Annotated in this window: 24 protein-coding genes and 1 tRNA gene; 9 read left to right on the forward strand and 16 right to left on the reverse strand. The window is 51.7% G+C overall.

Annotated features, from left to right (window positions below; genetic code table 11):
- Positions 1 to 81 precede the first annotated feature (81 nt).
- Together IMCC21906_RS08150 and IMCC21906_RS08155 are read right to left on the reverse strand one after the other, a co-directional pair.
- Entirely contained in the window at positions 82 to 360 is a 279-nt protein-coding gene (locus tag IMCC21906_RS08150) for a hypothetical protein (RefSeq protein ID WP_047011753.1), read from the reverse strand.
- Positions 361 to 431: 71 nt separating this feature from the next.
- Positions 432 to 1,289 (reverse strand): EAL domain-containing protein, encoded by an 858-nt coding sequence (locus tag IMCC21906_RS08155; RefSeq protein WP_047011754.1) that lies wholly within the window; start codon positions 1,287 to 1,289, stop codon positions 432 to 434.
- Positions 1,290 to 1,799: 510 nt separating this feature from the next.
- Here IMCC21906_RS08155 and IMCC21906_RS08160 point away from each other — a divergent pair.
- Entirely contained in the window at positions 1,800 to 2,192 is a 393-nt protein-coding gene (locus tag IMCC21906_RS08160; protein ID WP_082117414.1) for an NUDIX hydrolase, read from the forward strand.
- A gap of 110 nt (positions 2,193 to 2,302) precedes the next feature.
- On the opposite strand, the gene vapC is transcribed toward IMCC21906_RS08160, so the two are convergent.
- From vapC to IMCC21906_RS08175, 3 genes are all read right to left on the reverse strand, one after another.
- Positions 2,303 to 2,701, reverse strand: coding sequence for a tRNA(fMet)-specific endonuclease VapC (gene vapC, locus IMCC21906_RS08165; protein WP_047011756.1), 399 nt, complete (start codon positions 2,699 to 2,701; stop codon positions 2,303 to 2,305).
- Complete coding sequence (vapB, locus tag IMCC21906_RS08170; protein ID WP_047011757.1) at positions 2,702 to 2,935, reverse strand: type II toxin-antitoxin system VapB family antitoxin; 234 nt, start codon at positions 2,933 to 2,935, stop codon at positions 2,702 to 2,704.
- Positions 2,936 to 3,259: 324 nt separating this feature from the next.
- Positions 3,260 to 3,336 (reverse strand) — tRNA-Ile (locus IMCC21906_RS08175).
- Between the two features lie 183 nt (positions 3,337 to 3,519).
- Here IMCC21906_RS08175 and IMCC21906_RS08180 point away from each other — a divergent pair.
- The 3 genes from IMCC21906_RS08180 to IMCC21906_RS08190 are packed head-to-tail and all read left to right on the forward strand — an operon-like array spanning position 3,520 to position 8,035.
- Positions 3,520 to 5,397, forward strand: coding sequence for an adenylate/guanylate cyclase domain-containing protein (locus IMCC21906_RS08180; RefSeq protein WP_052763442.1), 1,878 nt, complete (start codon positions 3,520 to 3,522; stop codon positions 5,395 to 5,397).
- 17 nt (positions 5,398 to 5,414) lie between these two features.
- The gene (locus tag IMCC21906_RS08185; protein ID WP_047011758.1) at positions 5,415 to 5,786 is read left to right on the forward strand and encodes a response regulator; all 372 of its coding nucleotides are present in this window, start codon (positions 5,415 to 5,417) and stop codon (positions 5,784 to 5,786) included.
- Entirely contained in the window at positions 5,783 to 8,035 is a 2,253-nt protein-coding gene (locus IMCC21906_RS08190) for an ATP-binding protein (protein ID WP_052763443.1), read from the forward strand. Before IMCC21906_RS08185 ends, IMCC21906_RS08190 begins: the two co-directional genes overlap by 4 nt.
- 25 nt (positions 8,036 to 8,060) lie before the next feature.
- Here the strand turns inward: IMCC21906_RS08190 and IMCC21906_RS08195 are convergent, their stop codons facing one another.
- From IMCC21906_RS08195 to rpsU, 5 genes are all read right to left on the reverse strand, one after another.
- Positions 8,061 to 8,639, reverse strand: a complete 579-nt coding sequence (locus IMCC21906_RS08195; RefSeq protein ID WP_156166016.1) for a hypothetical protein — start codon at positions 8,637 to 8,639, stop codon at positions 8,061 to 8,063.
- Between the two features lie 69 nt (positions 8,640 to 8,708).
- Positions 8,709 to 10,496 carry an RNA polymerase sigma factor RpoD gene (gene rpoD, locus IMCC21906_RS08200; RefSeq protein ID WP_047011760.1) on the reverse strand — a complete coding sequence of 596 codons (1,788 nt, stop codon included), beginning with the start codon at positions 10,494 to 10,496 and terminating at the stop codon, positions 8,709 to 8,711.
- Between the two features lie 103 nt (positions 10,497 to 10,599).
- Positions 10,600 to 12,513 carry a DNA primase gene (gene dnaG, locus IMCC21906_RS08205; RefSeq protein ID WP_047011761.1) on the reverse strand — a complete coding sequence of 638 codons (1,914 nt, stop codon included), beginning with the start codon at positions 12,511 to 12,513 and terminating at the stop codon, positions 10,600 to 10,602.
- 81 nt (positions 12,514 to 12,594) lie between these two features.
- Entirely contained in the window at positions 12,595 to 13,047 is a 453-nt protein-coding gene (locus IMCC21906_RS08210; RefSeq protein ID WP_047011762.1) for a GatB/YqeY domain-containing protein, read from the reverse strand.
- 21 nt (positions 13,048 to 13,068) lie between these two features.
- Complete coding sequence (rpsU, locus tag IMCC21906_RS08215) at positions 13,069 to 13,284, reverse strand: 30S ribosomal protein S21 (protein ID WP_047011763.1); 216 nt, start codon at positions 13,282 to 13,284, stop codon at positions 13,069 to 13,071.
- Between the two features lie 218 nt (positions 13,285 to 13,502).
- On the opposite strand from rpsU, the gene tsaD reads away from it, so the two are divergent.
- From tsaD to folK, 3 genes are read left to right on the forward strand one after another with little or no spacing between them, the layout of a single operon-like run.
- A complete protein-coding gene (gene tsaD, locus IMCC21906_RS08220) occupies positions 13,503 to 14,543 on the forward strand; it encodes a tRNA (adenosine(37)-N6)-threonylcarbamoyltransferase complex transferase subunit TsaD (RefSeq protein ID WP_047013264.1) in 1,041 nt (346 codons plus the stop codon).
- A 17-nt stretch (positions 14,544 to 14,560) separates the two neighbouring features.
- A complete protein-coding gene (gene folB, locus IMCC21906_RS08225; RefSeq protein WP_047011764.1) occupies positions 14,561 to 14,935 on the forward strand; it encodes a dihydroneopterin aldolase in 375 nt (124 codons plus the stop codon).
- A complete protein-coding gene (folK, locus tag IMCC21906_RS08230; protein WP_156166017.1) occupies positions 14,928 to 15,437 on the forward strand; it encodes a 2-amino-4-hydroxy-6-hydroxymethyldihydropteridine diphosphokinase in 510 nt (169 codons plus the stop codon). The genes folB and folK overlap by 8 nt, the downstream gene beginning before the upstream one ends.
- Positions 15,438 to 15,490: 53 nt before the next feature.
- On the opposite strand, the gene IMCC21906_RS08235 is transcribed toward folK, so the two are convergent.
- Entirely contained in the window at positions 15,491 to 16,594 is a 1,104-nt protein-coding gene (locus tag IMCC21906_RS08235) for a hypothetical protein (protein ID WP_047013265.1), read from the reverse strand.
- A 117-nt stretch (positions 16,595 to 16,711) separates the two neighbouring features.
- On the opposite strand from IMCC21906_RS08235, the gene IMCC21906_RS08240 reads away from it, so the two are divergent.
- Positions 16,712 to 17,599 (forward strand): bile acid:sodium symporter family protein, encoded by an 888-nt coding sequence (locus IMCC21906_RS08240; protein ID WP_047011766.1) that lies wholly within the window; start codon positions 16,712 to 16,714, stop codon positions 17,597 to 17,599.
- Positions 17,600 to 17,612: 13 nt separating this feature from the next.
- Here IMCC21906_RS08240 and IMCC21906_RS08245 read toward each other — a convergent pair whose 3' ends face one another.
- The 5 genes from IMCC21906_RS08245 to rimO form a co-directional block, all read right to left on the reverse strand.
- The gene (locus IMCC21906_RS08245; RefSeq protein WP_231580238.1) at positions 17,613 to 19,202 is read right to left on the reverse strand and encodes a bifunctional GNAT family N-acetyltransferase/carbon-nitrogen hydrolase family protein; all 1,590 of its coding nucleotides are present in this window, start codon (positions 19,200 to 19,202) and stop codon (positions 17,613 to 17,615) included.
- Positions 19,203 to 19,238: 36 nt separating this feature from the next.
- Complete coding sequence (locus IMCC21906_RS08250) at positions 19,239 to 19,562, reverse strand: DUF6489 family protein (protein ID WP_047011767.1); 324 nt, start codon at positions 19,560 to 19,562, stop codon at positions 19,239 to 19,241.
- Between the two features lie 79 nt (positions 19,563 to 19,641).
- The gene (gene acnA, locus IMCC21906_RS08255; protein WP_047011768.1) at positions 19,642 to 22,290 is read right to left on the reverse strand and encodes an aconitate hydratase AcnA; all 2,649 of its coding nucleotides are present in this window, start codon (positions 22,288 to 22,290) and stop codon (positions 19,642 to 19,644) included.
- A gap of 250 nt (positions 22,291 to 22,540) precedes the next feature.
- A complete protein-coding gene (locus tag IMCC21906_RS08260; protein WP_047011769.1) occupies positions 22,541 to 23,275 on the reverse strand; it encodes a 16S rRNA (uracil(1498)-N(3))-methyltransferase in 735 nt (244 codons plus the stop codon).
- The gene (gene rimO, locus IMCC21906_RS08265; protein ID WP_047011770.1) at positions 23,272 to 24,588 is read right to left on the reverse strand and encodes a 30S ribosomal protein S12 methylthiotransferase RimO; all 1,317 of its coding nucleotides are present in this window, start codon (positions 24,586 to 24,588) and stop codon (positions 23,272 to 23,274) included. The genes IMCC21906_RS08260 and rimO overlap by 4 nt, the downstream gene beginning before the upstream one ends.
- A gap of 297 nt (positions 24,589 to 24,885) precedes the next feature.
- Between rimO and IMCC21906_RS08270 the strand changes: the two genes are divergently transcribed.
- On the forward strand, positions 24,886 to 25,203 hold the full coding sequence (locus IMCC21906_RS08270; protein ID WP_047011771.1) for a hypothetical protein: 318 nt from the start codon (positions 24,886 to 24,888) through the stop codon (positions 25,201 to 25,203).
- The last annotated feature ends 173 nt before the right edge of the window (positions 25,204 to 25,376 follow it).

The raw sequence follows: 25,376 nt of genomic DNA on the forward strand, positions 1-25,376 counted from the left end.
ACATTTCAACTTTCTACATTATCTCGCTAAGCCGCCGTTTATTATGGGCGGCTTAATGCGGTCTGCCTTCTGAAGATAGTATTACTTCTCGCGGGACATCATTTGCTGGGAAGTGATGCGTAGGGTATCGAGTTCTTTTTTTAAGAACTCAATTTTTTCATCAAGGCTGACGTTACGGGGCATTTCCTTGTGAATCGCATTGTGGCGGATACTCAAAAATTCCTGCGCGCTGAGTTTTGGCAGCGTATCTAAATTAGAGAAGCTTGCCACTTTGCTATTGTAGCGGCGAACAGGGATGCGCTTTACCGGTGTTGCGGGATAGATATTTCTTCGACCACGGTCATCGTTTGAATCGTACATCTTCATGGCCTCTTGTTCTGATAGGTCAATAAAAACGTTTATAAAGACGGATATTGCCCGCGTCTAGGCGGCTAAGCTCGTCGGTGCTTTTTGATTGTAGACGTGTTTTGTTTCACTTTATTTGTTTGCTGGCAGCCTAGTGCTGACGAGACCAGCGGCCAGCGGCGGCGCCATTCAGACAGTTGGTTGCTGAGTAACGGGGGTGATACCAAGGCTCCCTGAGCGAAGTGATTTCCCAGCGAGGCCACGGCTTGCCAAGCTGCGGCGTCGTTAATACCGTCAAATACAACGTAGCAGCCAGATTTAGACCAGTCGTTTAGTGACTTACTCAGCGTTAGATGATGTCCCGCTGCCGCATCGGCAATCAGCACAGACTGATTGAGTTTTATCAGATCCAGCGGGATAAACTCCGGTGAAGCTTCAGGAATTTTGTTCATTTCGCTGTGTTGTACCGACAGTGCAACACCACTGCGTTTTAATGTTTGTATTTGGCGCATTTTTTCCGGCGATATGCGGCCGTTTTGGGGAAGACATATCCCAATCACCAGGCAAGAAAGTGGCACCTCAGATTGGAGTGCACAGGCCTGTAGGGTATCGATGAGCTCTCGGTTAATATCTTGTGTGTGCAAAGACAAGAAAATAGGGGTGTATTCATTTTGTTTATGGAGCGCTTCCATCCCTGCAAAAACCTTGGCAATCGCACTGTCTATAAAAATTTGTGCCAGCTTTGGCTTGCTGTTTCTGACCTGAGTAATGACGGGATGACTAAAGGCATAGTCACGATCTTGCTGGCGGGCAAATGCTTCAAGAGCCACCAGTCGCCCATTTTGCATATCCACAATGGGTGAGAACGATAAATCGAATTTATTAACATTAAATGCGGCAGTGTTTTGTAAGTCTGTGCTGCTCGCCTTGAGGTCAGTTGCCATGTTGCTCCGTGCGCTATTTCTAGATGCTGATCTCTCAGCGTATGATGAGTAGTTTCGTTACTTTTCCAGTCTAGTGAGTTGGATTTGTATCGGAACGAGTTTGATTAAAGCTGCTTCAAAAGCTAGATACCACCATCAGGATATTACTTCGTATTGTTTATAGATCTATGACAAATTTCGTTTTTGTGATCGCCCATTGAGACTCAAATTTCCAGAGAAAATTCCCGGTTAAACCATCAATATGTGATGGTCGCCACATGCTTTAGAATGTGATGGTCGCCACATGCTTTAGACTAAGCAAAAATCGTGACGTTTTTATGAGAGCGGAACGAGATAAAGGTCTCTGGATTTATTGCATCTAGCTTTATAGCTGTGACTAACTTTATAGATGCGACTTTGCCGGTAATGCTCTTAGGGCTTGCAGATAGCAAGCTTGGCAGAGCTTAATTGAGGTAGACGCAGAATTTGGAACAGCATCAGCCGTGTTACCGGTAATAAAAGGCAGGAATTATGATGAAAAAGCGTGAACAACACCGGGTCGCAGTAATAATTAAACACCATAATGACTACTTGGTGTGTCAGCTCCCCGGTAAAACATCTAGCTCAAAGTGGGAGTTCCCAGGGGATCATATTCGTGATGGCGAAGCCCTTAGTGATGCCGCCCGTCGCATTGCAGAAAAAAAACTGGGTATGTCGGTAAGCAAGGTGGGCGATGTCGTGTTTGCTGCCGACGAGGCGTTTGTCCCCTTGAAAGAAAGTTTTTTTGAAGTCGACGCCACCGGCCCCGTTAATGCGCCAGCGTATACCGACAGTGCTTGGTGCTCTCTAGATGACTTGCTCAAACTGGATATGTGGCTACTGGATAAAACCGTGGTAGATATTTTGCGTAATGGTAGCCATTAGTATTGAGTACGGGTTTTGTAGTAACGGACTGATGAGCGGCTAAAAGGGAGTTAACAGAGTGAGATGAGTGCCATCCTCCGTTAAATTAATGGGGTAGAGCCGGAGAGTCTCTAAACCCAGTTCTCGGTTCGGAGTCCTTTCACTCGCTCGAATTCACCGAGATTATTGGTGACAAGAACCAATCCCTCACTTCGGGCGTGGCCTGCAATATGTAGATCGTTGACGCCAATCACCTTACCCTCGCGCTCCAGGTCGGCACGAATATCGCCATAATGCCCCGCTGCTTTGGCCCCATATTCCAGCACCTCTAGCCGTGAAACAAAGTCCTCCAATGCCTGACGGTTTTGTTCCGGCCTGGTACTTTTCTCCACGCCATGAAGAAGCTCCGCCAGGGTGATAGTGCTAAGGCAAAGCTGACCCGCGTGGGCGCCGAAGGTCGGCATGATCTCTATCGGACGGCGCTTGATAACATAGATAGCAATCTTGGTATCTAGCATGTGCTTGAGCATTTAAAACGCTCCCCTCGGCGTTTGATCCTGGCTCGCCCGCTCATCCATAAAATCATCGGTTACGGCCTCGCCCTCCAGGAAAAAGCTATCCCAGGTATTCTCGAGCGGCGAAATGATCCGGTCTTTGCCCTGAACCCGAACGTTTACTTTCTTGATTCCATCAGGAAAGCGTGAATCAGCCGGAAGTCTAACTGCCTGGGTGCGGTTGTTTTCAAATACGGTGCCTGTAGACATAGAAATCTCCTAGATCTTGTATATAGCTAGCGTATATAGCTATTCGGTTGGGGCGATGTACTACCGATCTTACCTTATAATCAAGGTGATAATATTGGAATGGAAATGAGCCAGCCGGTAGAGCCACATATTTGTCGTCATCCCGGACGCCATCAGGCGATCCGGGATCCAGCATCGGAGTAAGGTATTTACTAAGGCGGAGGTGTATCGCACCGAGGTTGACTGGATACCGGCTTAAAGCCGGTATGACGAGAGAGATGAGTGCCATCCCCCGTTAATGGGGTAGAGCCGGTAGAGCCCAGTTTCTTAGGGTAGGGTATAAAGTGGTGGGCCCACCAGGACTTGAACCTGGGACCTGCCGATTATGAGTCGGATGCTCTAACCAACTGAGCTATGGGCCCTTCATGTGCAGCTTGTCTCAAGGACCGCTGTTTTGAAGTGGGCGCATTATAAAGGTGGATTGCGACCAATGCCAGCACCGGGCGGTGAGAGTTTTACGCCAGGCTTGTGGCGTGGGGTGTGGTAATTCTGCAGTGTAGTGCCATAATCGTTCGCCAATCTTGCCAAATATTTGGGGGCTGTCCTTGGCTGATAAAGACCGCATATTTAAAGCCTATCTCGATGACCTTAATCAATCATTGCAGGCGCCGTTGCAATCCATGTCTGCTTATACTGAGGCCTTGTTAGAGCATCCCACGGTGGCGGTGAATCAGTCGCTCAGGGACGATGCGCAGCGTATTTCTACTGCCTTGGATGAGATGATGCAAACCTTGGCGTCTTTGTATGAGCTGGCGCCGGGGGATGAAGTGGCGGTGTCGCGGATGCGGCATGATTTGCGCAATGCCATTGGTGTTGTTGATGGCTATGGTGAGATGCTGCGGGAGGATTGTGGTGAGGATGAAGTTCAGCATTTTCTGGGCTTGATACAGCGGCAATCTCGGCTCTTTCAAGAGCGGCTTGAGAGCTTTTCTTTACGGCGGGAGTCGCCTTCTCGCAAAGACCCTATTGCCGGTATTTTCCGCAGTTTTAAGCGCGGTGTGATTCGCGAAGACGGTCAGCAGCTTAACGGCACAATTCTGGTGGTTGACGACAATGATAGTAGCCGGGAGTTATTGGCGCATCAGCTGCAGCGCCAAGGTCATTTGGTGATAGAGGCAAGTAGTGGCGCCCGGTGTTTAGAGGTGATGCGCAGTGCCGGGCCCGATTTGCTGTTGTTGGATTTGGTGATGCCAGATATGAATGGTTATGAGGTATTACAAACCATTCGTGCAGACGATAACTTGCGGCACATTCCGGTACTGATTATTAGCGGTATGCAGGATGAGGCTGGGGCGGTGCATTGTATCGATGCCGGCGCCAGTGATTATCTGCTTAAGCCCATTAATGCCACGTTGCTTAAAGCGCGGCTAGATGCTCTGCTGGAAACCAAAAGCTGGCGTGATCGTGAGCGTGAGTATTTGGCCGAATTGGAAAAGAGTCAGCGCTTTATTCGTAAAGTGTTTGGCCGGTATCTCTCTGATGAAATTGTCCAGCGTCTACTAGATGATAATGACGGCCTTCAGCTGGGTGGTGAGCGTCGTAAAGTCACCATTCTGATGGCGGACATCCGGGGGTTCTCAGGTATTAGTCAGCAGCTTAATCCTGAGCAGTGTGTACAGCTGTTAAATAATTATTTGGCGGTGATGACCGAAGTCATTCAGCGGTTTCGGGGCACGGTCGATGAGTTTGTTGGCGATGCCATTTTGGCGATCTTTGGCGCGCCGGTGAGCGATAACGATGACTGCGACCGAGCGTTGGCTTGTGCGGTGGCCATGCAATTGGGCATGAGTGATGTTAATGAGCGTAATCGCCGAGATGGTTTACCGCAATTAGAAATGGGGATCGGCTTAAATACAGGCGATGTGGTTGCTGGCAATATTGGCTCCGAGCTGCGTTCTAAATATGGGGTGGTGGGGCATAACGTCAACCTGACATCTCGAATAGAGTCCTGCACGATAGGGGGACAGATATTGGCGGCACCCAGCACGCTGGATGATACGGCGCTGCAGGTGTTGCGGGGTAAGACGGTGACGGTTGCTGTAAAAGGTGCAGAAAAGCCGTTGGCCTTGTCGGAAATTCTGGGTGTGGGTTTGCCCTACGATTTGATTTTAGATCGTCAACAGAGTCCGTGGCAGACGTTGGCTGCGCCATGGCCGCTGTCGGTGATTGTTATGAGCGGTAAGCAACTGGCGGGTGAGCCGTTGCCTTGCGAATTGGTGGCTTTTGCGGATCATACTTTGCAGATAGTTTGTGAAGCGCCGTTAAAATTATTGGCTGATATTCAGTTAAGCGGTTTGGCAAAAAATAAAGTGATATACGCTAAGGTCACTGCTGTAGAGGCTGATTATTACGAAGTGGCTTTAACCTCGTTGAGCGATGATTTGCTCGGGGCATTAAGTGAATTAAAAAAGCCTGCGTTGTAAGGGAGTAACCATAGGCTATGGCGAAGCTATTATTAGTTGAAGACAATGAAATGAACCGGGATATGCTCAGCCGTCGTTTGGGGCGCAAGGGCTATGATGTCATTGTGGCGGTAGATGGCGAACAGGGCTTGTCGATGTGCCGTGATAGCCAACCAGATTTAATGCTATTGGATATGAGTTTACCGGTGAAGGATGGCTGGCAGGTCGCCTCTGAAATGAAAGCCGATACGGATTTAAAGGCGGTGCCAATTATTGCCTTAACGGCCCATGCAATGGCGGATGATCGCCAGCGGGCGTTGGCTGCTGGCTGTGATGACTACGACACCAAGCCGGTCGATTTACCACGGCTATTGGGCAAAATAGAGGCGTTGCTGAATTGCACGGAATGAGTTTTACCCGCCGTTTAACCCTGTCTTTTGTGGCCATTTTGATGTTGTCACTGATCAGTGTGTTAATTCAAATTTGGAGTAACGACACGCGTCGCCGCAATGTTTGGATGCTGCAACACGTTATTCGCGCCCAGTCTCAAGTCAATAGTTTTAGCCAGCGCTTATACACTACGCATCGCAAAGTGTTGGTGATAGACGCGTTGTCCCAATCGGTGGCTGGAAACAGTATCAGCAACGAGGAACGTCAGGAAATATTGGCATCTTTGCGAGAGTTGCGGGAGATGCAGGAGGAGCTAAATAGGGATCTTCAAGAGTATCTCGAAGAAGGGAATTATCAGCTGCTTAGTGCGGAGCCTTTATTGGCAGCGTGGCAACGCTATCTTGATGACGGCAAGCCGATTGATTCCGACCGGCTGATTCGGATTTACGAAGAGTTAAGTAGCCGTCTCAGTTCTGATGAATGGTATTTGCTGAATCGCTCAGACGAAATTAATGCCCGTTTGAAAGATGTGGTAAGCCTGACAAACAAAATTGCCCTCGGCGTATTTGTGTTTACGCTGCTGATTACTTTTTTGCTTGGCTACTACATTACCCGCTATACCCGCCGTTCTATTCGCCAGTTACAGCGTGGCACTTCGGAGTGGGGGCAAGGGAATATGGACTACAATATTCCCGCCATGGGCCACGATGAATTTGGCCAATTAGCAGACTCCTTTAATGACATGGCCTTGAACCTGCGGGCGGCAATGGGTCGAGTCAGGGAGGCGAGCCGTCGAGCTGATGCGGCAAACCAGGCGAAAAGTGGGTTCTTGGCGAATATGAGTCATGAGCTTCGCACGCCGATGAATGCGATTATCGGCTATTCCGAAATGCTGCTGGAAGAAATTGAAGAAGAGAGTGATCTCAGCGCTGATGCCTTACAGCCAGACCTGGAAAAAATTCAGGCTGCGGGCAAACACCTTTTGACCTTAATCAATGATGTACTAGATATTTCCAAGATTGAGTCGGGTCGAATGGCGGTATTTTGGGAGGACGTGGATATCAGTGGTGTGCTGGCGGATATTGAATCTACGGCCGAGCCGCTGATGGCAAAGAATAATAATCGCTTTCGGTGTCACTATGATTTGCCTAACCCGGTATTGCGCACAGACGTTACCCGCTTGCGGCAAATCCTGTTAAATCTATTAAGCAATGCTGCCAAATTTACCCAAAATGGTGCGGTAGACCTGACCGTAAAAGAGCTGAATGACTCTGGGGAGCGGCTGTTATTTGTTGAGGTGAAAGACACGGGCATTGGCATGACCCCAGAACAGTTGGAGCGGATTTTTGACGCGTTTGTGCAAGCGGATTTATCCACCACAAAGCAATACGGTGGTTCGGGGCTGGGGCTGACGATCTCGAAGAAATTTGCGGAGTTAATGGGCGGCAGTATTCGTGCAGAAAGCACGGTGGGTGAGGGGGCGAGTTTCGTTCTGCGTTTGCCCTTGGTGCAGCAAGCATTAGGCTTGCAAGAAGAGCTGGGCGAAGGTGATAGCAGTAAAGGCGAGGTGTTGGTTATTGATGATGATCCCGCTGCATTGGATTTGGCTCGCCGGGTGTTGGGTAAAGAAGGGTATCGGGTGCGTATTGCAGACTCGGGTCCCAAGGGTTTGGCGTTGGCCAGAACGATTAAGCCCGATTTGATTGTATTGGATGTCATGATGCCGGGAATGGATGGTTGGCAGGTTTTGCATTCCTTGCGAGGTGATTCAGAACTGGCTGAAATTCCGGTGTTGATGCAATCTATGCTCAATGAGCGAGATTTGGGATTGCTGCTGGGGGCCAATGAGTATCTGGTGAAGCCGGTAGAAAAAACCGACCTGACCACTGCAGTGCGCGATTTACTGCCCGCTTCGGCGGTGGGGAATTTGTTGCTGGTAGAAGATCAGCCGATTCTCGAAAATACGATTTCAGCGCTGCCGGGGGCCGAGCACTGGGCTGTGTACAGTTCTGGAGATCTTCGGCGGGTGGGCAGCCTATTAGATGAATTGCCGTGGCAGCTGGTTGTTATTGGTCGCCATGCCGATGAAGAAGGAATTAGCCGCTTGCTGGACCGCTTGCACGATGAGCAATGGCGGCGAGTGCCGGTGATGTTGGCACGAACCGAGTCTGATCACCAAAGCCTCAATGATCAGTTGGCGCATTATCTTAATGCTCTGGGTGATAGGCCTAAAACAGAGAGCGACAGACCTAAAACAGATAGTGATTAATATGCTTGTTTTGGGGGCTTGTAGATTATTGCAGAGTAATGCGGCGCAGCCGTTCCAGTGCCGTTTCCAACCCTTTGACACGATTCTGCAAGGCGCTGATTTCGGCCTGTTGCTTGACACCCGCTTGCTTTAGCTGGGTGAGCAATACGGTGTTTTCTAGCAGCTGTTGCAAGCTATTAAACTGCAAACGCTGGGCGCTATTGTGGCTTAATGTGGCGTTTAGCTGGTCCATCATTTCAATCGCGGCATTCATATCAAAACCTGGGTTGTCAGGCTTTAAGTACAAGATCGTTAAGCTGATTAACGCGTGCTGTCGCAATGCGGAATTTTGTTGCGGGGCTGCCGCTACTGAAAGATAGAGCTTCTCTGCTTGAGTGTAATTACCTTCGCTGACCGCATTATTGGCTGCATTAAAGGTATCTGCGGGGTTAGCTGGGGGATGAGCTGCTGTCGGCTTAGGGCTTGCTGCTGCCTTGGCTTGTGGCGCTGGGCTTGAGTTGGGCGAAGGGGCGGAATTGTCAGAGTTAAGGCTACCGTTAAAGCTGCTGCAGCCGCTTAAGCCAACAGCCAGTGCCAGTAACATAGCGTGAGAGCGAATTGCCAAAGCACACTCCATCGAGGTAGGCGTTATATCGTTAGGCAATAAGCCCCCGGCAGGCGGGGGCGTATTTGCTTACTCGTCCAGGAAGCTGCGCAGATGATCTGAGCGGGTGGGGTGACGAAGCTTGCGTAGGGCTTTAGCTTCAATTTGACGGATACGTTCCCGAGTAACGTCAAACTGCTTACCCACTTCTTCCAGCGTGTGGTCGGTATTCATATCAATACCAAACCGCATCCGCAGGACCTTGGCTTCACGTGCGGTCAAGCCAGACAGTACGTCGCGGGTCGCTTCGCGCAGGCCTTCGCCTGTGGCTGAATCCACCGGTGAAGAGATGGTGCCGTCTTCAATAAAGTCGCCTAAATGCGAATCTTCATCATCGCCAATGGGGGTTTCCATTGAGATAGGCTCTTTGGCGATTTTGAGGACTTTACGGACTTTGTCCTCAGGCATTTCCATGCGCTCGCCCAGCTCTTCTGGCGTAGGTTCGCGACCCATTTCCTGAAGCATCTGCCGTGAAATACGGTTGAGCTTATTGATGGTTTCAATCATATGCACCGGAATACGGATGGTGCGGGCCTGGTCCGCAATAGAGCGGGTAATAGCCTGACGAATCCACCAGGTAGCATAGGTTGAGAACTTGTAACCGCGGCGATATTCAAACTTGTCTACGGCTTTCATCAACCCGATATTGCCTTCCTGAATCAGATCCAGAAATTGCAGGCCACGGTTGGTGTACTTTTTGGCAATAGAGATAACCAAGCGCAGGTTGGCTTCGACCATTTCTTTTTTGGCGCGACGAGCGCGGGCTTCGCCAATTGAAATGCGGCGGTTTATCTCTTTAATGTCAGAGATAGTCAGGTCTTGACGCTCTTCTATAATGCCAATTTTGCTTTGAATACGGGCAAGCACATCCTTGTAGTCCGCCAGATTCGGGTATTCCTTCATCTGCTCGGTTACCCACTTGGGGTTGGATTCGTTGCCTTGGAAGCTGCGAATAAACGCTTTGCGCTCCATGCCGACGTTCTTAATGCTGATCACCATGATTTCGCGCTCTAGGGCACGAATGGAACTCAGCGTAGTGCGAACTTCTTCAACTAATGGCTCGAAAAGAGCTGGTGTCAGTTTAAAGAATTTAAAAATTTCAGCTAACTCGGCCAGCTCTTTAACGGTCTGTTTGCTGTAACGACCATTTTTGGCAAGGCTTTTTTCGACCTTGTCATACTGTTTTTGCATGGCGCCAAAACGCCGCGCCGCTTCTTCGGGGTCTGGGCCAGAAGGCGTTTCATCGTCGTCGTCACTGCTTTCGGCGGCTGCAGCAGCTTGAGCTTGGGGCGAGGGTACGTTGTCTTCGGGGTTCAGGTAGCCATTAATGATGTCGCCAAGGCGGCGCTCTTCGGTGGCGACCTTGTTGTACTCACCCAAAATGCCAGCGACCACACCGGGGTAGTAAGACAAGGCAGCCATGACTTCACGGATGCCTTCCTCTATACGTTTGGCGATAACTATTTCGCCTTCACGGGTCAGCAGTTCAACCGTACCCATTTCCCGCATGTACATCCGTACGGGGTCAGTGGTCCGACCGGTTTCGGTCTCGACTGCAGCCAGTGCGGCGGCAGCCTCGGCGGCGGCGATATCGTCTGGCGAATCGCTGCCTGCCATGATCAGGGTATCTTCATCGGGGGCATGCTCAAAGACCTGGATACCCATGTCGTTGATCATCTGGATGATTTCTTCCACCTGATCCGGATCAGAAATATCTTCCGGAAGATGGTCATTCACCTCAGAGTAGGTTAAATAACCCTGCTCCTTGCCTTTGGCAATGAGTTGTTTGAGGCGAGATTGATGATTAGCGTCACTCATTCTGGCAATGTACTCGTGGGCTGAGGGTTAAAAAAATAGCCGCGAATTATACTGCATCCGCCTAGTGTAGGACCAGTAAAATTCCAGCTCGTTCTTGGTGCGTTTACCGTTTATGCCGTTGTTGCAGCATTTCTTGGATCGCTGTTAGGCGCTTTTTTTGCTCTTCATCAAGTTGAGCGTAGTTTGCGCTTTGGCTTTTGTCGACTTTCTGACCAGCTTCTTTAGCTGTTTGAGGCTTGTTTGTTTGAGATAGTGCTTGGAGTTGTTCCAGCTCGTTCTGTAGATATTGGGCCATTTTTTGTTTTTCCAAGTGCTTGAGCACATCAAAAAATGCCGCGCTGGCGAGGTCATCGTTTAGAGAGGGGCCCAGCAGCTCAATGGTTTTTAGGGCTTGGGTTAATTCTTCGTATTCAGGCTGGCCGTGCCAGTAACCCAAAATGGCGGCGGTATTGGTGTCCGGGCGCCTGCGGAGCAGCTGACTCAAGTCTTTGAGTAAGGTGGCGGCTTTGGAGCCCTCAATGTCAGGAAGGGTCGCCGCTTCGCCGCTAACCATGCAGCGCGGGTTGAATAAAAGCATGGCCAAGGCAAACTGCAGTGGATCCCGTTGGCCTTTGGGCAGCTTTGCAACCAGTGCCCGATCGGCCCGGCGGGGCTTGGGGGCGGCAGCGGCATTTGAGTCGGTGGGCGCCTCAGGAGTCGCGACCGTTTGCTGATTCGCAATGAGCTGATCGAGGGCGTTGCGGCTTAAGCCTGTGCGCTGGGCCAGATCGTCCTGCATGAGCTGGCTGAATACGCCCTCGGGTAGCAGAGCCAGCATCGGCGCTGCCAGCTTTGCCAGTCGGGCCCGGCCCTCCATGGTGTCTGGGTCTGCTTGACTGCGAAAGTTGTCAAAAAAGAAAGTTTCTAGGGGCGTCGCTTGAGCAAGCAATTTATGAAAGCCGCTGCTGCCTTGGGTTCTTACCAGGCTGTCGGGGTCTTCGCCGTCGGGTAAAAATAAAAACCGAATCTGGCGGCCATCTTCCATGGCGGGGAGGGCATTTTCCAGTGCGCGCTGGGCTGCACGGCGACCTGCATCATCGCCATCAAAGCAAATAACGACTTCATTGCAATAGCGAAAGGCGGTGCGGAGGTGATCGGTATTGCTGGCGGTGCCCAGTGTCGCGATGCCAGTGTTAATGTCGTGTTGAGCTAGGGCGACAACGTCCATGTAGCCTTCGACAATCACGAGCTGTTCCAGGTGGCGATTGCGCTGTCTGGCTTGATATAAACCGTAGAGCTCGCGGCTTTTATGGAAAATGTCGGTTTCTGGGGAGTTCAGGTATTTGGGTTTGTCGTCGCCCAATACCCGGCCGCCAAAAGCGATGATACGGCCACGGTTGTCCCGAATCGGAAACATAATCCGGTCGCGAAAGCGGTCATACACTTTACCGTCTTCCCGCTCGACCAGCATGCCCGCGTCCATCAGCTGCTGGCGCTGTTCTTCGCTGCTGCCAAAGGCTTTAAGCAAGCCGTCCCAACCGGGTGGGGCGTAGCCGATATCAAAATCTCGGGCGATGCGACCGCTGAGGCCGCGGCTCTTGAGATAGTCGATGGCGCGGCTGGCTTGGGGATGGTCCCGCAGTTGCTGTTGGTAGTGTTTGCCAATCTGATCCATCAAGTCGTAGATGGTGCGTCGGCGCTGTTGCTTGGCGGCTTGGCGGGGGCTGAGTTCTTCGCGGGGAACTTCAAGCCCCGCGCTGGTGGCCAGATTTTCTACCGCGACCGGAAAATCGTGGCGCTCGTAGTCCATTAAAAAGCCGACGGCATTGCCGCTGGCACCACAGCCAAAGCAGTAATAGAACTGTTTGTCAGGGTTGACGCTAAATGAGGGGGTTTTCTCATCGTGGAACGGGCAGCGGGCCGTGTAATTGCGGCCGGCTTTTTTCAAGGGCACTCGACGATTTATAACGTCGACGATATCCACTCGGGCGAGGAGGTCGTCGATGAAATACTGTGGAATGAGTCCTTTGGCGGCCACGTAGGAGCTTCCGTTAACGGTAAGGAGAAAATCGTATCACAGGCTCCGGAAATTCCGGCAATTTACCGTAGCGTTGCGAGCTTATTGCAAGCTGGCTTTAATTTGCTTGCTGACGGCGGCCATATCGGCTCGACCTTGAAGTTGGGGTTTGAGAATCCCCATGACTTGCCCCATGTCTTTCATGCTGCTGGCGCCAGTTTGGGCGATGGCATCATTAATCAGTTCTGCCAGTTCGGCGTCACTGAGCGGGGTGGGCATAAACGTCTGGATAACGTCCATCTCAAAACGTTCTATGGCGGCAAGTTCTTCCCGGCCAGCATTTTCGTATTGGGTGATGGAGTCTCGGCGCTGTTTGCACATTTTATCTAAAATGGCCAGCACGCGAGCATCGTCGATATCGATGCGTTCGTCGACTTCGATGCGTTTGACGTCTGAAAGGATAAGCCGAATGGCAGACAGGCGCTCTTTTTCTTTAGCTCGCATGGCGTCTTTCATTGCCGATGTGAGCTGTTCTTTAAGAGTCTGATCTGCCATGGCGTAAGCTACAATGGTCTCTTAGTAGAGACGTTGTTGCTTTTTGGTGTCGCGAGAAACTTTTTTGGCGTGGCGCTTTACTGCCGCGGCAGCTTGGCGTTTACGCACTGCAGTTGGCTTCTCGTAAAATTCGCGGCGGCGTACTTCTGCCAATACACCGGCTTTTTCGCAAGAGCGCTTAAAGCGGCGCAGGGCGATATCAAATGGTTCGTTCTCTTTGATTTTCACTGAAGGCATTCGTTAAACCTGTCCTGATATAGTGGGCAAAGTTGCGTCTTTATTGCACATGATGTGGCCTTCTCTGAAGTCACACCTCTAAGGGCGCAGAATTCTATACCTTGATGCGGAAAAAAGCAAAGCCTAACAAAGAGATATTCTTTAGCGCCGCTGGTGTGGGTAGGCTGAACTCAGTATCATGCGCTCCTTCTTTATTAACCGATATTTTGGGCAGTGTTGTGCGGGTATTAGGAATAGAAACCTCCTGTGATGAAACTGGTGTCGCTATTTACGATAGCGAGGCCGGTTTGCTGGCGCATGCTCTCTATAGCCAAATTGCCTTGCACGCCGAATTTGGTGGCGTTGTGCCGGAGTTGGCGTCTCGGGATCATATTCGCAAATTGCTGCCGCTGGTAAGCCAGGTGCTGGCTGAAGCCCAGCTGGTCGCGACAGATATTGATGCTGTGGCTTACACCGAAGGCCCTGGTTTGGCAGGAGCACTAATGGTGGGTGCCTGCACGGGCCGGTCGTTAGCGTATGCATGGGGTGTGCCCGCGGTAGGGGTGCACCATATGGAAGGGCACCTGCTGGCGCCCATGCTTGAGGTTGATCCGCCGGCGTTTCCGTTTATTGCCTTGTTGGTATCGGGTGGTCACACCCAGTTAGTGCGGGTTGAGGGTATTGGCCGTTATCGCCTGCTGGGTGAATCGCTGGACGATGCCGCGGGTGAAGCGTTTGATAAAGCTGCCAAAATGCTGGGGCTGGGCTATCCCGGTGGTCCGGCGGTTGCCAAACTGGCGGCAACGGGTGATCCGAAACGTTTTACCTTTCCCAGGCCCATGGTGAACCGGCCGGGCCTGGACTTTAGTTTCAGTGGCTTAAAAACCTTTACCCTTAATACTGTTGCGGACTGCCGAGGTGACGGGGTGTTGAGCGTTAAAGACCAGGCTGATATTGCGACCGCGTTCCAGCAAGCTGTGGTGGATACCTTGGTGATTAAATGCAGCCGGGCGCTACAGCAAGAAAATCTCAGCCGTTTGGTCATTGCGGGTGGCGTTAGCGCGAATATTGAGCTGCGCCAAAAGCTGGAAGAAAAGTTAAGCAAATTTGGCGGTAAAGTGTATTACCCCCGACCCGAATTTTGCACCGACAATGGTGCCATGATTGCCTATGCTGGTAGCTGTCGTTTAATGGGTGGCGCAAGCGAGGGTTTGTCACTGAAGGTTCGGCCTCGCTGGCCAATGGATGAACTGCCGCCAGTGCCGAGCAATCAGGATTAAGATCAGGATTATAAGAGATGGATATTGTCTACATTCGCGGTTTGCGAATTGACACGGTCATTGGGATTTTTGACTTTGAGCGCGCGCACCGCCAGCCCGTTGTGCTGGACTTGGAAATGGCGACGGATATTCGCCCTTCCGCAGCCATTGATGAAATCGGCCTGACCGTCAGCTATAAAGACGTCAGCGAGCGCTTGATCGCCTTTGTTGAAAACAGCGAGTATCAACTGGTAGAAACCTTGGCTGAAGAGTGCGCTGCCTTGGTGATGAACGAATTCTCGGTGCCTTGGTTGCGCCTACAGCTGGGTAAACCACAGGCACTCAGTCGCGCCGCTGATGTGGGCATTATTATTGAACGAGGCGTTAGGCAGGGCGGCGTCGATTGTGGCTGAGGTTTTTCTTGGCTTGGGCAGTAATCGCGATCGTTACCGGCACCTTAGTTTGGGCTTGGATGCGTTGAGTGACCGTTTTGGATCATTGGGCTTGTCCCGCGTGTTTGAAAGTGAGTCGGTGGGTTTTGAGGGCAGCCTGTTTTTGAATATGGTGGTGTCGTTAAGCACTGAGCTGTCAGTAGGCGAGTTGTCACAGTGTATTCGAGAGATTGAAGTGGATCATGGCCGCATTCCCAATGCCGCCAAATACAGCCCTCGTACCCTGGATATTGACTTACTGCTATACGATGATGTGGTGGGTGTGGTCGATGGTGTTGAGCTTCCCAGAGGGGAGGTGTTAAACAACGCCTTTGTGCTGTGGCCCTTAAGCGAATTGAGTCCTGAGCGGGAACACCCCGTTGCCAAACGACCTTATCGACAGCTTTGGCAGAATTATTCCTCCTCTCAAAAATTGTGGCCAGTGGACTTTCAATGGCAGGGGCGGTGTATTTCTACACCTTAAGCCCTTACTTTAAGCCCTTCATTCTATGATGTGTTCTTGATGAGAAAGGCGAATTAAAGAATGCGGCCGATGGCTTCTACCCGAGCCTGTCGCAGTGCCTCCCCCAATGCTTTGCCTGTTATTCCTTGATCGATCAGTGTGGCTGCCTGGATTTGTCGCGCTTGGGTGGCGGCTTGTTTCAGCATATTTAATGCGGGCTTGGTATTTTCTGAAATAAGCAGGGCTGCGCCCGCGGTAAAGTCGGTCAATAATTCGGGTCGGCGCAAGTAATCAAAACGTTCTAAAGTGGCGAGTATAGCGTCGGCGTCTGTTAGGGTTGGCAACGGGATGTGCTGAGCATAGAGCTGGGCTAACTGTTGGGCGGCCTTGCTACTGCGCAAGCTCTCACAGAGCTGTCGACACTCGTCCACTGTTAGCTCGGCGCAGCTGATGGCAAAGCGAATATCCACGGATAAGGCCTGCTCGGCAGCAGCGGACAATGCTTGCAGAACGCGGTTGCTAAGTGCGGGTGGCCACTGGGGACAAAGGCTTTGCAAGGCGCCACAGTCGACCAGTACCTGCAGAAATACCTGAGGGTTGCGACCCGATAATGCTCGACTAAATTCCACCCATAAACGCTCGGCGGCAATGGTTTTCAGCTCGCCACCTGCGCTCATGGTTTGCATGAGCGCCATGGTTTCGTCGGCAACCTTAAAGCCGAGATGCGCATAGCGAGCAGCATAACGAGCCACCCGGATTACCCGCAAAGGGTCTTCACTAAAGGCAGGGGAGATATGGCGTAATACCCGATCTGCAATATCTTGTTGGCCGCCGAAAGGATCGACGATATTGCCGTCATCGTCTTTAGCCATGGCGTTGATACGTAAATCTCGGCGGCTTAAATCTTCTTCCAGGCTAATTTCGGGGCCGAAGTCACAAATAAAACCGTGGTAACCGCTGCCTTGTTTGCGCTCTTTTCTTGCCAGCGCATACTCTTCTTTTGTTTGTGGATGCAAAAACACCGGAAAGTCTTTGCCGACCTGCTGATAGCCTTGATCCAGTAGCAATTGTGGGGTGGCGCCCACCACTACCCAGTCACGGTCAGAGTAAGGGTAGTTAAGTAATTGATCGCGGACGGCGCCACCGACGAGATAGGTTTTTGCTGAGGGTGTTTTCATAGTGGCAAAGTATAACGAGGCATTGCATTTCAGGATACGGCTGAGGCTTTGCATCGCTTAAACAATGCGCTAAGTTAGCTGCCGAATAAGACCTGTGATGTTTTTGAGAAAATAATAATGAGTTCTTTCCAGTTTTTCTTCACTGTAATCATTCCCATTACGTTGATTACCATTATGGTTGGTATGGGGATGAGTTTAACCCCTGCCGCGTTCAAGGTACTGCTGCAAAAGCCAAAGGCGGTGGTGTTGGGTTTGCTAGGGCAGATGGTGTTTTTGCCCTTGGTGGCGGTGACGCTGGTGAGCATTATCGACGTGCCCGGGCATGTCGCTTTAGGGTTGGTGTTGTTATCTACTTGCCCGGGTGGCGCAGCCTCGAATGCGATTTCTTTTGCGGCAAAAGCTGACGTGGCGTTGTCGGTGGGGCTAACTGCCGTCAATAGTGTTCTTATTGCGTTCACTATGCCGTTGGTACTGACTTTTGCCGCTGGTTTACTGTCTGCTGATGCGGTGGGGAATGTGAGTATTCCCAAGGCGCTGATGGCGAAGCAGCTCTTAATGCTCTGTGTCGCGCCGATTGCTGTGGGCATGTTGATACGGCATTTTTTTCCGATGTTTGCCATTCGCTCAGAGAGCAAAGTGCGTGCTTTTACTGCGCTAATGATGCTGGTTGTACTGTTGGCGTATGTGTTTAGCCAGCGGCAATTATTACTGGAAAACCTTTCCACCATGGGTGTTTTGGTGATGCTCTTTATGGTGTCGGTGATGTGTGTGGCGTGGATAATTGCCAAGCTAGGGCGACTAAATGCCCAGCAGGAAACCACGATAATCATCGAGGTGGGTTTGCAAAATACCTCGGTGGCGGTATTTGTGGCGACCAGCGTACTAGGTGCCCAAGAGGTAGGGATGGTGCCGGCGACATACGGGGCGTTGATGCTGTTTGTGGTGGGCTGTTACTCGGGTGTTCGATTTTTGCGTCATCGTCAGGCGGTGGATGCCACCGCCTGATAATTTGCCTGGTTTATTTTCCTCGCCATTTGGTTTGGTACAGGTCGTGACGCCGGTCTCTGAGGTTTTGCACGGTGCCGCTATTGCGGGCAATGCGCAGCGCCTCGGGGCGCAGATCGGCAATGGCAACCGTTTCCACGTTTGGCGTAGTATCGGCGGCAATACCATCCCGGGCAAAGTGGAAATCGCAGGGCGTTAAAATACAACTCTGTGCGTATTGAATATCCATGTTGGCGACATTGGGCAAGTTGCCTACATTGCCTGACATGACCACGTATACCTGATTTTCTACCGCCCGAGCTTGGCAGCAGTAACGCACCCGCAAATAGCTTTGGCGTTCATCGGTACAGAAGGGCACAAAAATAATTTCTGCGCCCTGGTTCACCAGGTGTCGAGACAGTTCGGGAAACTCCGAGTCGTAGCACACTAATACGCCGATGGGGCCGCAGTCGGTGTCGATGACATTCAGGTCGTTACCGCCTTCGATATTCCACCAGAACACCTCGTTGGGGGTGGGGTGGATTTTAGGTTGCTCGTCAATGCGGCCGTCCCGGTGAAAGACATAAGAAATATTTTCTACCCGACCGTTGGGCACCCGAGTAGGGTGACTGCCACCAATAATGTTGATGTTGTAGCGTACCGCCAAGTCTTGCATCGCCTCGGTGAAGCGTGGGGTATATTTGGTCAAGGCTTCGATGGATTGGATCGGTGTCAGTTCTTGGTCTTCTATAGATAATAGCTGCAGGGTGAGCAGCTCTGGAAAGACCACAAAGTCGCCTTTGTAGTCAGCAACAACATCCACAAAGTACTCAACAAACGACATAAACTCGACAAAGGAATGCACCCGGCGTTGCATATATTGCACGGTGCCAACTCTGACCGTGTCGGGCTGGCGGCCACCATAGCGTTTAATGTGGGCATCGCTGGCTTCGGTATCAATGGAGGGGTTTTTCCAAACCAGGTGCACGCCGTAACCGAGTGAGTCCAGGTCGGTGGAGAGATAACCGGGAACGAGGTTGAGCACTTCAAAGCGGTTTTGCAGTTGAAATGACAGAACGGGGTCTTTGGCTTTTTTGGCCTGTACAGCTTCGAGGTAGGCATCGGCAGAGCCGTAGCGGCGAATGCGTTTAGCCAGCCCCGGCAAACGTCCTACAAAGACAATACCTTTGAGGCCCAGCGATTCGCAGAGTTTTTTGCGGGCGTTATACAGTCGCTGACCAATGCGATAGCCGCGCACGTCTTTGTCTACGCAGACTTCCATGCCGTATAGCCATTCGCCGTCGGGATCATGTCGTGAGCCGTAGCCATCGGCGGTGATGGACTCCCAAGTGTGGGGTTTTAAACATACTTCGCCACTTACCCGGAACGTGGCGCAGTAGCCCACCACTTTATCGTCTAGCATGACGACAAACTTCCCTTCGGGAAAATGGTTGAGCTGGCCGCGCAATTCGGCCCGGGAATAGGGGTCGATGCCGGTGCCGTTATAAACCCGCTTAGAGAGCTCTGCAATGGAGGCTATATCGGCAACTTGGGCGCCACGCACCCGCAGCACTTTACCGGAGGCGGTGAGCTTTTGGCCGCCGGAATTGGATTTGTTCATCATGGTTTACAACTCGTAATTAAATGCGCCGGCTGACTCTTATTTGGATGCGGCTTTTTTCGCTGGACTGGGACGTCGGCGGGTTTGTTTGGGTTTGACTGGCGAGTCTTCCTCGTCATCATCTTCGGCGTCAGCGCCACGCCGGTTAGTGGCATAGGCGCTGAGAGATTTAAGGATTCTTGCTGAGAGGTCGACGGTTTTCAAGCCTTCAGTGAAGGCTGTTTTGGCGACTTGCTGGATCATTTCTGAGTCGCCGTCCGACACGCGCTTATACACGGCATCCCAAAACGGTTGCACGTCAGGAAGACCAATAAATCGACGTAGCTCTTCAGGCGAGAGTTCGACTTCAAGGTTTATCTTCATTTTGCTGCTCCCCACATAACAGGCTTTGAGTATGCCACCGGTCGCAGCTATCGCATAGCTTGTTTCGACCGGTGTCGTCTCACTTTTGTAGCTGCGCTAAAACGTATTGCAATATCCCGCCGTGGCGGAAATATTCTACCTCTTGGCCGGTATCAATGCGTGAACGCCCCAAGACCTCGTGGCGGCTACCGCCCTGACGGGAGAAAATAATTCGCACACTTTGTTTGGGGCTAAGTTTGCTGTCACAGGGGATAACATCAATTTGCTCATCGCCCTGCAGGTCCAGCATTTCCAGGTTTACCTCGCCATCTAACTCAATGGGCGCAATCCCCATGCCTATGAGGTTGGAGCGGTGAATGCGCTCAAAGCTTTCGGCAATGACGACTTTGACACCCTGCAATAAAGGCCCCTTTGCGGCCCAGTCGCGGCTGGAGCCTGTGCCGTATTGGCTGCCCGCAACAATAGCCAGAGGGGTGCCGTTGTCGATGTGTTTCATTGCTGCATCGTAAACGCTCACCACGTCTTTACCGTTAGGGGCGAGGGTGTAGCCGCCTTCTTTGTCTACCAATTTGTTGTTGAGTCGAACATTGGCAAAGGTGCCCCGCATCATGACTTCGTGATTACCTCGGCGGGAGCCGTAAGAGTTAAAGTCGTCGGGTTTGATACCCAAGCTTTGCAAGTAATGGCTGGCGGGGCTATCCAGGGAAATTTTGCCAGCGGGGGATATATGGTCGGTGGTAATACTGTCACCGAATAAACCGAGCATGCTGGCGCCGCGAACCTCCGGAAAGAGATAGTCTTGGGTTTCTAAGTTTTCAAAAAAGGTCGGGCAGCGAATATAGCTGGAGTCTTCTTTCCATTGATAGGTATCACTGGCTTCAATCTCGAGTGCTCGCCATTCTTCGGTACCGGTATAAACATCGTTGTAGGCTTGGCGATACATGGCACCGCTCACGAGACCGCGAACGTCTTGTATCTCGGCGCTGCTGGGCCACAGGTCTTTTAAGAAGACCTTATTACCGTCTTTATCTTCGGCAATGGCTTCACTTTGTAGGTCGATCAGGGTGGTGCCTGCCAGCGCATAAGCGACCACCAGCGGAGGCGACGCCAACCAGCTGGCTTTAACTTGGGGATGGATTCGTCCCGCAAAGTTGCGGTTGCCCGACAGCAGCGCCGATACCACCATGTCTTTGGCGTCAATGGCTTTGGCAATGGGGTCTGGCAACGGCCCCGAGTTACCGATGCAGGTGGTGCAACCATAGCCCACCAAATCAAAGCCCAAGGCATCTAAATCTTCTTGAAGTTCGCTTTCTGCTAAGTATTGGCTGACGACTTTGGAGCCGGGTGCCAGTGAGGTTTTTACCCAAGGTTTAACCCGTAGGCCGCGCTCCCGGGCTTTGCGAGCCACCAGGCCTGCCGCAATCATCACATCGGGGTTGGAGGTATTGGTGCAACTGGTGATAGCGGCAATGACGACATCACCGTGATGAAGCTCTTTTTCCATTTCGGTGATGGTGGACGACTCGTCAATATCTTTGCCACTGAGCTCGATAAACTCTTCCATCGATTTTCTTAAACCGCTTAGCCCCACTCGGTCTTGAGGCCGAATAGGGCCAGCCAGGCTGGGTTCTACATCTTCTAATTGCAGCTTGACGGTATTGCTGAATACGGGAGCGTCGCCGGGCTTGCGCCACAGCCCTTGGGCTTTGCAGTAGGCCTCGGTCAGATTGAGTACTTCCTTGGGGCGGCCACTCAATTCTAAATAGTCGAGGGTGGCTTCATCCACGGGGAAATAGCCGCAGGTGGCACCATATTCTGGCGCCATATTGGCGATGGTTGCCCGGTCAGCAACAGTGAGCTGGGCCAGGCCGTCGCCAAAAAACTCTACGAATTTACCCACCACCCCTTCTTTGCGAAGGATTTCCACAACGGTTAAGACCAGGTCAGTGGCGGTGACCCCTTCGGGCAATTTGCCCTGCAGTTCAAAGCCGACAACTTCAGGTAATATCATGGAGTAAGGCTGGCCCAGTAATGCCGCTTCTGCCTCGATACCACCAACTCCCCAGCCCAAAACGCCAAGGCCGTTGACCATGGGAGTGTGGCTGTCGGTGCCCAATACCGTATCTGGAAAGGCGGTAAGACCGTCTTCAGTCTCGCGGTGCCATACCACTTGGGCTAAATATTCCAAGTTGACCTGATGACAAATGCCGGTGCCGGGCGGCACTACGTTAAAGTTTTTAAAGGCAGATTGTCCCCATTTTAAAAATTGATAGCGTTCAACATTTCGCTCCATTTCTTTAGCGACGTTTTCGCCAAAGGCTTGGGGTGAACCGAATTGATCGACGGTGACCGAGTGGTCAATAACCAAGTCGACGGGTATCTGTGGGTTAATGGCGGTAACGTCACCGCCGCGTTTGGCTACAGCGTCGCGCATGGCTGCCAAGTCGACAATAGCCGGTACCCCGGTAAAGTCCTGCATTAACACCCGCGCAGGGGAAAAATTAAGATCTTCGCCGCCGCTGGGTTCATCGACCCACTTAGAGAACGCGGCGATGATATCGGCACCGATGTTTTTGCCGTCGAAATGGCGAAGCTGATTTTCCAGCAGAATTTTTAAGGACTTGGGCAGTTTATCTACCCGGCTATCGTCCAGTTTGTTGAGATCATAGTAGCGGTATTGCGTGTCGTTGCACTTTAAGTCTGACAACAATGGTTTAGTCGACTGCATGGCAAACTCCTTTAGGCTCTCCGTACTTACCTTTCTACACTAGCATAGCTCTCGAGAAATCGTCAGGGGCGTTATGCATTCGGCTGATCACTGAATACAACTGGGGCCAGCAAAGATGCGAAATCAGCGAGCACTAAAAGACGGATTGCTGTGAAATGTCGGCGGGTAAGGGTGTTCAGTGGGAGGCGACAGCACTGCTAAACACAGGCCTTGTGAAACAATGTGCCGATCATGGCCACGGATTAAGGGCTTAGTAAAAAAGCTTAGCGATAAGCGTGGGGAGGGCGGTTTCTACTTTGAGGATACGCTCCCCAAGCGAGAAGCCCTGCAATCCTGCTTCCAACAATTTTTCAAATTCGTAGGGAATAAACCCTCCCTCGGGGCCAATCGCTAACAGGGTAGGGGTTGTTAACGGTGTAGATGCGACCAGCGGCGATGCGTAGGGGTGGGCAACCAGGCCCCGGCGCTGCTGTAACAGCTCGGGAAGTTGGTCTTCTACAAAAGGCTTGAATAAACGCTGTCGCTGCAAGGTAGGTAACATGGTATCGCCCGACTGACTCAGGCCTTCTAACATAGCGTTGTGAAGATGCGCGTCGTCTACCAGTGGGCTTTGCCAATAGCTTTTTTCGACGCGATAGCTGTTGAGAAGGATGATCTCTGATACGCCCAGCTCGGTGGCGGCGTGGATGATACGTCGGGCGACTTTGGGTCGCGGCAGCGTTAGCAATAATGTCAGTGGTAGCTTGGGCGGGGGTGGGGAATTTAAGCTAACGTCTAGCTCGCATTGCATAGGCTTAATGCTCCGCACCGTGCCCATACCGCGCTGGCCACCCAACAGGCCAACTTTAAGCTGCTGGCCCACTTCGGCTTTTAATACCTGTTGGATATGTTGCGCGCGTTGTCCCAAGAGGATGACTTTTGCTGGGTCGTTGTTAGACCTCGGTTGGTCTTGAAAGTCGTTTTCTTGGAGCAGAATCAAATTCACGCCGGCTCGGCCCAAAGGTCGTATTCATCGGCACCGATGATATTCACCACCAAGGCATCACCGGGGCTCACGTCGGTTACGCCATCGAGGTAGACCTTGCCGTCAATTTCTGGGGCATCGGCAATACTGCGGCCAATGGCGCCTTCTTCATCGACATGATCAATCAGGATTTCTTGCTGGCTGCCAATTTTTGCCTGTAAACGTGCGGTGGAAATTTTCTGGGCGACGGCCATAAAGCGTTCCCAGCGGTCTTTTTTAACATCGTCGGGCACGTGGTCTTCCAGCTCATTGGCGGTGGCACCATCAACGGGGGAATATTCAAAACAGCCGACCCGATCAAGCTGGGCTTCTTGTAGCCAGTCCAGCAGCATTTGAAAATCTTCTTCCGTCTCGCCGGGAAAGCCGACAATAAAGGTGGAGCGAATCACTAGGTCAGGACAAGCTTCCCGCCACGCTTTGATGCGGCTCAGGGTTTTTTCTTGATGAGCGGGCCGTTTCATCGCTTTTAGCACTTTGGGGCTGGCATGCTGAAAGGGGATGTCTAAATAAGGGAGAATTTTGCCCTCTGCCATCAGTGGAATTACATTGTCGACGTGGGGGTAGGGGTAGACATAATGTAGCCGTACCCAAACGCCCATTTCGCCCAGCGCTTCACACAGTTCCAACATCCGGGTTTTTACTGGACGACCGTTCCAAAAGCCGGTGCGGTATTTTAAATCGAGGCCGTAGGCGCTGGTGTCCTGCGAGATCACCAGCAGTTCGCGGACGCCAGAATCCACCAAACGTTTGGCTTCTTCCAGGACATCGCCGATGGGGCGGCTAACCAGGTCGCCACGCATGGACGGGATAATGCAAAAACTGCAGCGATGGTTGCAGCCTTCAGAGATTTTGAGATAGGCATAGTGCCGAGGCGTTAACTTGATACCCTGAGGGGGGACGAGATCGACAAAGGGGTCGTGGTTTTTTGCCGGTGGTGCCCACGCGTGTACGGCGCCAACCACTTCTTCGTAAGCGGCGGGGCCACTGACGGCCAACACGTCGGGGTGCACGGCACGAATTTTAGCGTCGTCACCCATACAGCCGGTAACAATAACTTTGCCGTTTTCTTTCAGGGCTTCGCCAATGGCATCCAGCGATTCTTGCTTGGCACTATCAATAAAACCGCAGGTGTTGACCACAACCACGTCGGCGTCGTTATAGCTGGGTACCAGGTCGTAGCCTTCGGTACGTAGCTGGGTAAGAATGCGCTCTGAATCGACCAGCGCTTTGGGGCAGCCCAGACTGACAAAACCGACTTTAGGGGGCGTGGCCATAGGTAACCTCGTGATCTGTCCCGGGGGACGTTGCAGGAAGACGGTACGCTATTGCGGCATCTTCCAGTAGAAAGTCGCGCATTTTAGCGGATTGCTGTCGCCGCGCCTATGGTGAGACTTGGCAAGTTTTGGCTTTGTGTTGAGTGGACGGGCGGGGCTGTTGAGGTATCCGTAACACTGCGGTTGGCAAACACCTCGTCTTTCTGCTTGAATCGAGCTTGAGGTCAGCACTTTATTCATTTAGCGCTTTTGATGGTAAAGGGCGACTCGGTGGTTTTTTGATGGAAAGGATGAGTAATGATTCAGTCTCCAAATGACGCTTCTTTGTCGTTGCCACTTCCCGATGAGGATGCACTAGATGATTATATAGAGTTCGTCATTGATAACGGCGAAGATGCTCGAGATCGTTATATGACGGTTATTGTTGACGATCAAGGCCATGCTTACACCTTGCTGGCGGGTCTAGATCGCAAAAACGTGTATGCCTTGCTTGATAGTTTTGAGGGAAGGCCTAAAAGCCGCAGTGGTCGTCGCATTCACTGGAACGATCTTCCCGATGCCTGTCAGCGGTTAATGTGGCAGGAGGTACTCAATATTAATTCGCAGTATGAATGAAACTTAACCCCTCCTATTTTAGTTTCTTCCGGCATTGGCGCTCGTTCGGTATGTGAGTGGGGCGAGCTTACTTAGCTTGGTATTCACTGCATCTCTGGCTTTTAGACTCCGTGTATTTCCGCGTTGGGCGATTATCAGAACGGCCTTGCGCCAGCTCATAGCTATGACATTTA

Origin of the sequence: Spongiibacter sp. IMCC21906, from assembly GCF_001010805.1 — a bacterium.
GTDB lineage: Bacteria > Pseudomonadota > Gammaproteobacteria > Pseudomonadales > Spongiibacteraceae > Spongiibacter.

What these genes read in the sequence shown, in the direction of transcription:
- IMCC21906_RS08150 (WP_047011753.1), bottom strand. Translation starts at nt 360, where the DNA reads ATGTACGATTCAAACGATGACCGTGGTCGAAGAAATATCTATCCCGCA.
- IMCC21906_RS08155 (WP_047011754.1), bottom strand. Translation starts at nt 1,289, where the DNA reads ATGGCAACTGACCTCAAGGCGAGCAGCACAGACTTACAAAACACTGCC.
- IMCC21906_RS08160 (WP_082117414.1), top strand. Translation starts at nt 1,800, where the DNA reads ATGATGAAAAAGCGTGAACAACACCGGGTCGCAGTAATAATTAAACAC.
- vapC (WP_047011756.1), bottom strand. Translation starts at nt 2,701, where the DNA reads ATGCTCAAGCACATGCTAGATACCAAGATTGCTATCTATGTTATCAAG.
- vapB (WP_047011757.1), bottom strand. Translation starts at nt 2,935, where the DNA reads ATGTCTACAGGCACCGTATTTGAAAACAACCGCACCCAGGCAGTTAGA.
- IMCC21906_RS08185 (WP_047011758.1), top strand. Translation starts at nt 5,415, where the DNA reads ATGGCGAAGCTATTATTAGTTGAAGACAATGAAATGAACCGGGATATG.
- IMCC21906_RS08190 (WP_052763443.1), top strand. Translation starts at nt 5,783, where the DNA reads ATGAGTTTTACCCGCCGTTTAACCCTGTCTTTTGTGGCCATTTTGATG.
- rpoD (WP_047011760.1), bottom strand. Translation starts at nt 10,496, where the DNA reads ATGAGTGACGCTAATCATCAATCTCGCCTCAAACAACTCATTGCCAAA.
- IMCC21906_RS08210 (WP_047011762.1), bottom strand. Translation starts at nt 13,047, where the DNA reads ATGGCAGATCAGACTCTTAAAGAACAGCTCACATCGGCAATGAAAGAC.
- rpsU (WP_047011763.1), bottom strand. Translation starts at nt 13,284, where the DNA reads ATGCCTTCAGTGAAAATCAAAGAGAACGAACCATTTGATATCGCCCTG.
- folB (WP_047011764.1), top strand. Translation starts at nt 14,561, where the DNA reads ATGGATATTGTCTACATTCGCGGTTTGCGAATTGACACGGTCATTGGG.
- IMCC21906_RS08235 (WP_047013265.1), bottom strand. Translation starts at nt 16,594, where the DNA reads ATGAAAACACCCTCAGCAAAAACCTATCTCGTCGGTGGCGCCGTCCGC.
- IMCC21906_RS08240 (WP_047011766.1), top strand. Translation starts at nt 16,712, where the DNA reads ATGAGTTCTTTCCAGTTTTTCTTCACTGTAATCATTCCCATTACGTTG.
- IMCC21906_RS08245 (WP_231580238.1), bottom strand. Translation starts at nt 19,202, where the DNA reads ATGATGAACAAATCCAATTCCGGCGGCCAAAAGCTCACCGCCTCCGGT.
- IMCC21906_RS08250 (WP_047011767.1), bottom strand. Translation starts at nt 19,562, where the DNA reads ATGAAGATAAACCTTGAAGTCGAACTCTCGCCTGAAGAGCTACGTCGA.
- acnA (WP_047011768.1), bottom strand. Translation starts at nt 22,290, where the DNA reads ATGCAGTCGACTAAACCATTGTTGTCAGACTTAAAGTGCAACGACACG.
- rimO (WP_047011770.1), bottom strand. Translation starts at nt 24,588, where the DNA reads ATGGCCACGCCCCCTAAAGTCGGTTTTGTCAGTCTGGGCTGCCCCAAA.
- IMCC21906_RS08270 (WP_047011771.1), top strand. Translation starts at nt 24,886, where the DNA reads ATGATTCAGTCTCCAAATGACGCTTCTTTGTCGTTGCCACTTCCCGAT.